Origin of the sequence: Candidatus Protochlamydia sp. W-9 (genome assembly GCF_001950615.1) — a bacterium.
Classification (GTDB): Bacteria; Chlamydiota; Chlamydiia; order Chlamydiales; family Parachlamydiaceae; genus Protochlamydia; species Protochlamydia amoebophila.
On record NZ_BCPZ01000289.1, the window covers coordinates 17,751 to 27,282 of the forward strand.

At 31.8% G+C, this 9,532-nt stretch carries 5 protein-coding genes and 1 pseudogene; all 6 read left to right on the top strand.

The genetic code is table 11. The annotated features are described in order from the left end of the window. Positions 1–57: 57 nt before the first annotated feature. A complete protein-coding gene (locus tag BU804_RS08500) occupies positions 58–1,641 on the top strand; it encodes a hypothetical protein (protein WP_075883727.1) in 1,584 nt (527 codons plus the stop codon). Positions 1,642–2,681: 1,040 nt separating this feature from the next. Continuing rightward, a complete protein-coding gene (locus BU804_RS08505) occupies positions 2,682–3,569 on the top strand; it encodes a M48 family metalloprotease (RefSeq protein ID WP_075883728.1) in 888 nt (295 codons plus the stop codon). A 700-nt stretch (positions 3,570–4,269) separates the two neighbouring features. Further along, the gene (locus tag BU804_RS08510) at positions 4,270–4,980 is read left to right on the top strand and encodes a hypothetical protein (RefSeq protein ID WP_075883729.1); all 711 of its coding nucleotides are present in this window, start codon (positions 4,270–4,272) and stop codon (positions 4,978–4,980) included. Between the two features lie 630 nt (positions 4,981–5,610). Next, positions 5,611–6,270: an SOS response-associated peptidase gene (locus tag BU804_RS08515; protein ID WP_075883730.1), complete on the top strand. Its 660-nt coding sequence runs from the start codon at positions 5,611–5,613 to the stop codon at positions 6,268–6,270. Positions 6,271–7,460: 1,190 nt separating this feature from the next. Then, positions 7,461–8,315: a M4 family metallopeptidase gene (locus BU804_RS15970; protein WP_075883731.1), complete on the top strand. Its 855-nt coding sequence runs from the start codon at positions 7,461–7,463 to the stop codon at positions 8,313–8,315. A gap of 656 nt (positions 8,316–8,971) precedes the next feature. Beyond that, a pseudogene (locus BU804_RS08525) lies at positions 8,972–9,532 on the top strand (hypothetical protein); the annotation flags it as partial.

Here is a 9,532-nt window from a genome sequence, read left to right on the forward strand (position 1 = left end):
AAATTACAAGATTTTCCTCATATATTTTTTTCAAATAAAATCAGTATCAAGGGCTATATGAATTCTACTTCTGCCGTTTTTCAAGATAGGCTACCAGTACATTGGAGCGCCCTATCTTCGAATATGAAAATTCTTGTTAAAGAGTTAGCAGAAACTGCAAAAGAATCTGTTAGCTTGCCTTCGCTAAAAACTAAAAAAGCTTTTTTTAAAGCGATTCAAGAAAAGCAGCGCAATTTAAGAAATTCTTATTATAACAACTTTTGGGGCCATGCTATTAAGCATTTAGAATGTTTTGAAGATTGGGAGTTTACATACCTAAATAACCCCTCCATTTATGTAGAATTCTTGAATAGTCAAAGAATTACCCATCAGGCCGCACGCACGCAATTAAAAATATACGAAACTGCTCATAATATTGCTCAAATAATCCTGCAACATAGCAGTAGCTTTCAATGGAAAAAAACCTGCGCTTTACAACTGATGGTATGCGACATGTGGAATACGTTTGTTGCTTCATCTAGTTTCTGTACTGCTAGCCATTGTTTACCACCCATTGCTAAGTGGGCAGAAGATGAGATAGGTCATTGGGCACTTTTTAAGCATTCCATTAAAAAAGAGCGTGCTATTTCTATAAACGGATTAGAAAACTCTATTCCTATTGTTTCTTTTCCTTTATCTTATTCTTCTAAAGGAATATTAAGTTGGCTTGTATTAGCCCGTGAAACTGCTCACACTATTTTTGAAACAAATCCAAAAGCTAAAAAAATTTTATCAAATGCCATTAAGAAAGACATTTATCAAGCTTTGGAATATTACCCAGAGGATGTAAAAAAAAATTGGGCTAACTACTGGGGTAACAGGTTTAGCGAAATCGGTGCTGATGTGATGGCTATTCTATATATGGGTCCGGCTGCTGCAATTGGCTTAATTGCATTTTTGAGATCTCATCGAACCGATCAGACTTTATCTAATAACATAGATTTAAATGATTCTCATCTGGCCGGTACTTTAAGAGGATTACTGGTTGCTCATGCAGTCTCTTACCTAAATATCTCGGTGTTCGCAAAAACATGTTGGGTAGATTATTTACTTCATGAGGTAAAAAAGAATTTTGACAAAACAAATTGGGAGTTTGCGAATATTTGTGCTAGACAAGTTGCTAAAACAATCATGCATACTCCCATCATTGGCAATCAATCACTAAAAGATATCAAATGTTGGAGTAGCGAAGATGAAAATCTTGTTGCTTACTATTTAGACGGCGTAAGCTTGAACAAAGAGTTTACTCATTATAAGGCTCCTCATATTATTGCTAGTGCTAATTTACATCTTCTTTTAAAAGTGCAGTTACATGTTTCAAATGATGGCCGAATTGGTCATATATTTAATCAAATGATTGATCATCTATACAAAAAAGGGCAGGCGCAAACAACAAATCGGAATTGTTTAAGTTGTTCTATTACTCAAAGAGATATTTTTCCTTATTGTCCAGCACCGGCACAAGAAATAAGTCATTCCAATCCTATAGCGAAAGCTAAAAAAATCCAGACTAAAAATACAATAGATCCATTGATAGTTGTAGCAATAGTAGTCATAGTTTTTGGGATAATAATACTCACGGAAAAGAGTAAGAAAGAGTAATAGCATAAGCAGAACAATAAATGGCTTGAGATTCATCATACAAAAAACAAGGTAGATTCAGCCTTGCATGTAGCTAAAAAAGGCTAAAGACTATCTCTGTTGACATGCTCCAAAATTTAAAACATTGGGAGTAGGCCATCGCCCGCTAATTTTCCCCTTTAAAGCAAAGTCTGTCTGTCTATCAAGTAAATTGGGTGTGACGCATGGAAGCAAGTCCATTACCCAATTTGTATTTTTAATCATTTTTTTAATAAAAATTTTGATGTTCTAAATAGGAAATCTTAAAAATGACTTTAAAAAACTCTTTAATAATTTTACTTATAAAAATGTTTAGTGACACTACCAATCAAAAGACACCTATTACATCCTTTTTTCAGAATCAAAATTTAATCATCCTAAACAATAGGTTTTCATGCAATTGTTGAATGCAATAAATATAAAAATTGGCAAAGAATTCTCAAGCGATGCTCAACGAATTAAAAAACATAGAGTGTGGAAGAAAGTTGATGTAAAATGTTATCCTCTTGTTTGAATTGATCCTCTGCCAATCAAAATCTGATTAAGTTACAGGATAAAAAACAAAATAAACAACTTTTTTGTATCTAATAGCTATTTTTTTGAATAAGCGCTTTTATGCTAATTATAGCGATTGAGTGTCACGAGAATCGAAGAATTTTCCTGCTCTACCTCTATACTACTTAAGTCGTTCAGCCAATAAAACAACTCATTTCTGTGGTAAAAGTCAACCGGCAAAAAAATTCTCTTTTACAGGTCACTTTTTGTCATTCATTATCGACTAAGTTATTCGTTAGAGTTTGACGCACATGTCGATACAATCCAGCATAAATTTATGAGCATTTAACTGCAAACATTTGTAAGGAAACTTTAAAAAAACTTTAGTATTCAAAAAATTTGAATAAAAAAATTTAATTCATTATTATTAACGAATATTAAAAAAAATAAAACAAACTTAATATTGAGTTAAAACATATTATTTAATATAATTTATTTTATAGTTAAATTAACAACAAGGAAATTATATGTTTGTTTTGCCATTTTTATCTAGTCCATGCGGCTATAGTCTACAAGCTTATAAAAGTACCTGTATTGAAATACCTATAACAGTAATAGACGGCTTTTTTAGTCAGAAACGAGTTTATAGAGGGTCGCAAGAATATAATCAGCAAATTAAATCTTACCCTGGATATAATATTAAAACTGAATTACAGCCATTTTTTGATCGAATAGGGATTAGACAGGATATTATCGTTTTAGAAAGACTTAATCTAGGGTTCTGCGGAGCTGAAGGTACGAATTTTTTTACTAAAGGCGATGCTGTCATCTGGGTAGCTCCTAAATTTCACAAGGTAGATAAAGGTGCCTGCCATTGGTTAATGAAACATGAGGCCTGCCACATTAAAAATAACGATTGTTTCACTATGCCCTTGATACCTGCTATTTGCTCAATAGCTGCAGCCACATTTTCTGCTTTCATGATGCCTATCATTCCTGCATTATTAATAACTATGAGTGTAGGGTTTATTGCTCAAGCCATATTTTCACAATATCGGGAAGGAAAAGCAGATGATTTAGCGATAACTGAAAGTTCTGTTGAAGAGTTGAAAGGTGGAAGAAGATTATTAATGAGTTTACAACAAACTAACTTGGAAAACCGCACAACTATATGGAAAAAACTCGTCCTCTCCCCTAATGGTGAAAACAGATTGGATTTTTTGCATCCTTCAACTGCAAGCAGATTAAAAAAGATAGAGCGTGCTTTACAACAGAAAGATGTGCAAATCGACGAAGGAGAAGAAATAGAAAAAATTGTTAAATTAAAAAATCTGATGGTTGAAATTAATTTAAAAATAGAAAAGGAATTGAAAGAGTTAGGAATATTTGGATTAATGAAGGCAATGCAACAATAAATTTCATTAAGTTTTCTCAACTAACATATTGTTGATATCTTAAGCTCTTCTCCCTTTCCCAGCAGGTAAGCTTTTACTTACGAGCTTACCTGTTCCCCTATAACTAGTATTCTAAGAACATCGTATCAGCTAAATAGCAAGGAATTATAACATTTAATCAACAGACAGGTTTTTTGGTAAAATTAGAAACTGTTTAATAGATTAATAAACCACTTAGCCATATTTAAAAGGCCATTTTAACAGAGTGCCAGCAAAACATCCTATGATTAAACTAGTAATCGAATATAATGGTTAAAATTTTTACCCTATTTTTAACAGTAAAATCAGCCAGACAAATAGGTAAAATGCTTATTAATTTTATTGCTGCAAGAAAAAAGGCAGATCGGTTTTTGATATGGGAGAAGCGACTGGTTAGTTTATAAAAGCGATTTAACATCAAGTTAAACAAATTCTACATATCTCCTTACTTTTCTTTCTAGTTAAGTAAGGATTTAGTGACAAAGCAGTAAAAGAGCTGCTAAAATTTGAAGCAACACTTTGAGTTTATTTGTGTTAAGACTTAGGATAATTATTTTTTGATCGTGAGGACATATTAAAAGAAAAATTATCAAAAATACCAGATAAACTGAAAATGAATCATTCATCTAAAATAGAATAGGCTTAATTTGTTTATAATTAACAATTTCAATTAAGGAGATTTATGATTCATTCACAAATTTCTTCCCCCGAGCGATGCTATCCTAGCAATCAAGATATTTCATGCAAAACAGAGCGACTTAATAAAACTGTTTCAGCTCCCGCGTTATTAGAAGCTAAAGTAAAAGCTGTCTGTAAAGATGCTTTTGCAGAATGGTTGCATATTCAAGATCCTGACATTCCAATTGAAGTATTAAATGAGCTTCCTACAGAAGAAATTGCAATTTGGCGAGTATTAGTTCCTCTGAGCTCTCATAGCTTTTTTGATAAATGGCTTGATGATAAGATTAGTAGCTTTTATTCCAACAAAATGGAACAGGAATTGAAGGTCATTTATCAAAAATTCAAAACGCAAAGCTATTTAAAACCAGCTACAATTGAGACTATTGATCATTTAGCTAGGGATATTCTTAAACAATATAGTAAAATAATAGAAGTTCAAGCGACGGATGATGCTTTTTTAATGCGCTATTTTGCAAAAGAGTTAAAAATTCCTTCTGATTCCAAACTCATACGCTTAACAATTGAGCATGCTAAACGACCTATTTGCAAAATTATTAGCGAGCGGCTTGGCTATCTATATAGCGACACGCCAAGAGAATGTTTAAAAAAGATTCTCGCCCAAGATTATCCTGATCAAATTAATCAAGTTAGCTACTTGGTAAATATCTGGGGTAAGAACGGGCGAAAATTAGCCCCTATCTGGGATCAATAATTTCCATCTTACTAAGAGGTTACCTTCTTATAGCCTCTTGACATATTAATCGCGACTAACTTGAGCCAATAATTTTTTTCAATCCATTGTATCAAAAAGTTTAGACTTTTTACATACATGTTGAATTAGATAAAAATGCTGACTAGTTTATATTATTCCTTAGAAATATTTTTAGGTTTCTTCTGCAACATTCATGTGTAATAATTTAATCTCAATTTGAGTATTAGTCTTATCACTCATATATCTAGGGAAAGGAAAATTATAAATAATATCCTCTATAATCGAGTCAATAAATTTAAGGGGTCTGGAAAAAAATGAAATCAGATAAATGCTATCCACAGTATATTTAAAGTATAATTTAGTAATTATTTTAGCAAAATATTTTTAATGCTTATTAGATCTTACTAAAGATTAAAAGCAAAACTCGGTCATCACTGCGAATTTAAGGTCGATAATAAGCAAAAGTAAACGTAAGCTTAACCGCAAAGCTATTTATTAAAAAATGTATGGTTTTGTTTATGTCAATTAAGATTTTAGGGATTATCACCATTGAATCAACCACACCTTTTCATAATAGCAACATATCCAGAAATTTTTATAATATTAGGGCATATAAAATGAGGTTAAAACATGTGTGGGCGTTTTACATTGACTGCAGAGGCTATTAATCTATCCAAGCGTTTTGAAATTCCTTTAAAAGAATTCACATGGCTTCCTCGCTTTAATATAGCTCCTTCTCAATCATGCCTTACGATTTTCATAGAAAATCAACAAAGACAAATCAATTCAATGGTTTGGGGATTAATTCCCCACTGGAGCAAAGAAAAAAGATCTAATTATCAAATGATTAATGTGCGTTCTGAAACATTAAAAAGTAAACCCTCTTTCCAAAATTTATTTAAAACTAGGCATTGCTTAATCCCTGCGGATGGTTTTTTCGAATGGAAAACCACGAGATCAGGAAAAATTCCATTTCGAATCACATTAAAAAATGGTGATCTATTTGCTTTTGCTGGAATATGGGACATTTGGAAGGATAAAAATGGAGAAGAAATCAAAAGCTTTGCAATTCTCACCACAGCTTCTAATTCAGTGGTGAATCCTATACATAATCGCATGCCTGTTATTCTACAAAAAACAGATGAAGATGTATGGTTAAATTCTTCTAATCAAAATGCTCTCGAGCAAATTCTGAAACCTTATCCATCAAATGAAATTATTTCGTATGAAGTTTCAAATATTGTAAATTTTTGGAAAAATGATTATCCAATTTGTATTCAGCCTATTTGATTCACGCCTGCATAAATATAATAATAGAGCAATTGTAAAATAAATTATTGTTTGCAGAAGCCCAAGCAATTTGCAAGTTTATTTGAGAAAGACTCTCTCAGATCGAATTACTTCTGCTTTTGCAAAAGATTTGATAGCCTTTTGTTTATTCCTAATTTTGCGCGAATGAGAGGAAAATTGTGTCAAATAAAGGGTGATGAATAAGCACCATTATGTGGGATTTAGCAAAGTCTCAAGAGGCTTAGATCCGCACAATTAAGTTTTTATGACATTAAATTTGATAAATAGGCAGAACTAATATTTTTGTGAATTTTTTCAATATGCGCTTTAAGAATTTTTATTGCTGTAATCGTCACAAGTAGCGTAAAGGTCCTCATCTTTCGTTAATGCATGTGGTCATTGTACAAGTAAAAAAGTCCTTGTTCATAAGCAAATTGACGTTCAATTTTTGAAATAATGGAAGATACTTTTTTTCTGACCATATATGCTTCAGTGTCCTCGATTAAATAGAGGTTATTGATCTAAATTAGAGATGTATACGAGATTTGACAAAAGCCTACCAAAATGCTTATGTGATTAGAAGTCGTTTGTATCTTTTTCACGAGAAATGTGCCAAAAACGTTGTGTTATCTATCAATTCATTGGATCTCAAGAAGTAGCGATCCCAACGCATTTTTTTAAGTTTTGACATTAAAAGACTGGCAAGGAAGACAAGGAGTTAAAGGCTCTATTTTAACTAATCAACCCATTTGTACCCTTCAATCAATTCAAAAGTACCCCTGAAAAAAAGAAAGTTGGGATGAATTAAATTTTTCAAATTCAATTTATTTTTCAAAAATTCTTTGTAAATTATCTTAAGAAATTTTAATACTATGCGATAGGTACCATTAGTACTCTGTTATTCCCATTTTGTTGAGCAAGTGATTAGTCCCAATAGTGTAGCAATGCTCAATCCATCTTTTAAGATTATCACGATAAAGAACTAACAAGAAAAAATAAAAGTTATGTTCCAACTACGGTATTTTATTGAATATATCTTTAAATTTTTAGAGTGACAGTTTAAAAAAAATGGCATTTCCTCAAATTTAAGCTACGATGAATATATAAATTTTTAAGTTTACTTGGTCGTTGCTAAAAGGAACCAATAAGTTTATTTTCTATTCAATAAATCAAAGAACAAAGGAATAAAAATGGGTGCAAATTTGTCAGAAACTTATAATAATTTCTCACCTTATCAAGCAACCCTGGCTCTTTCATATTCTGAAAAGGAATTTTTGCAAAAAAATGACCAAATTTTTGCTTGCAGAACCCCACAGGAAACAAAACTTTGTAGGAAAATTCAACAAACAGTAGAAATAGTAAAAAAATTTTATTGGGATACTTTTAAACTAGTCGATATAGACGAAGAAAGAATAATTCCGCCATTATTTAGTTATTATCCCAAAAAAAATGCCTATTATGCTTCAAAGCTGAAGCATTTCGCCTTTAATAACGAATTTGCTTCTCAGCCAGATATGGTGTGTCATGAAATGACGCACGCTGTGTTTAAACATAATAATCCACTTGAATATGAAGGAGAATCGGGAGCATTAGATGAAGCAATTGCAGATGTCGTTACTATAGAATTTAAACAAAAGGTAGGTTTAATTGATAATTTGTGGAAAATTAGTAATTTTTGTGACCTAAGCACAGAGCCTGAGCCATTTAAGCCTGCAAATACGTATACTAACGAAAATGATTACGGCCATGTGCATCAAAATAGCTGGATTATCAGTCATACATTTTATCTAGCTTCAAAATATCTGAGCCATAATTCAATAGATTGTAATGAACTCTTTAAAGTTTGGTTCAAGTCGATGTTAGATCTTGAAGATAAATCTTTTAGTGGATTTAGAGAGATGACAATCAAAGTTGCTAGAAAAATTTTTTTTCATCGTCGTGAATTTGTTAAAGAGGCAATTATAGATGCTTGGGACCAAACCTCACCTCTTTTCCCAAAGGGAAGATCAAAATTTCCCAATTTAAATTATCCTGGTAACATTTGAGAAAAATGACCTTGAGTTGATTAAAAAAATGCCAAATCTAAGAAAATTACCAATTAAAATTGGAAATTAGCCTTCAGTAAACAATAAATAGCGCCATATTATTATAACCCAATTTTATATTGCCCTTATAAGCAAATTTAATAATTGCTCTGCCAAGCTGTTCATTCAAACAGCTTTCTAACGTATGCACAAAATTTTTTTAACCAAGCGAGCAGTTAGAGGCTGACTCGATGCCCGAAAGGCAAGTCATTTAGGAATAGAATTTAATAAAAAGTTTAAACTTATATAGATAAAACTATATTTCTAACTGCCATCTGTTACTTAGACAAAAGCTGTCAAACAAGTTATTGCTGAATATATTTATCAATTTATCAGACGTTATAAGATAAAAAAATGAGAGAGTCTTAAAGCAAAAGGTAAAGACGAAATGCTTGTAATAGGCTTGATTTTTGGCACAGTCTAAAAGAATAGCAAAAATTTTTTAACACGATTGACTATAACGTAGCCTTAACAAAAAACGCTTCAAACTTTGTGAAAGTAATTATTTATAAAAAAATAGAACCCAGTAACATATGCTAATCCATTTCTAGCTTGACTATTTCTCTTCATAACATAAAAATATTTTTAATAATTTTATTTACTTAATGAGTTGAGCTATGAATCCAGAATCTGTTAAAGGCAATACTTCCTACTACCACTTTTATCCTCAAATTCCACCCACACTATCCACATTAGATCTAGTAAAAGGTTTAGTTGAGGTTTATAAAACAAATTCCAAGACAGAAGAGAATATACTCGTCAGTGCCAAATCGCTCCTCGAAAAAATCCATCAATTAGAAGATATAGGTGTCAAGCGTGAATGTTTATGTCGCCTGCTAAAATTAGAGATAGAAGAAGTACAAAATTTGATAAAACAAGAACTAGCGCTTCTTTTTGATTTTAAAACATTTTTGTACGATATCCAGGAGAATCAAGCTCAACAACTCATTCAACTTGAAGAAATCGTCAGTACAATCATTGTGGCAAATTTAGAATCCAACGAACTTAAACTTATAGTTCCTATTTGCTCGATCTATCAAGATATATTAGAGCATCTCTGGTTGCTTCCCTATCTCGAATTTGGCAATCACTGCGCTAACCTACTTATTCAAAATAGAGAAGCAATTCTAAGCCATATGGAGCGCTGGAAAGACAGCCTTTATCAATTAGCCTATGAG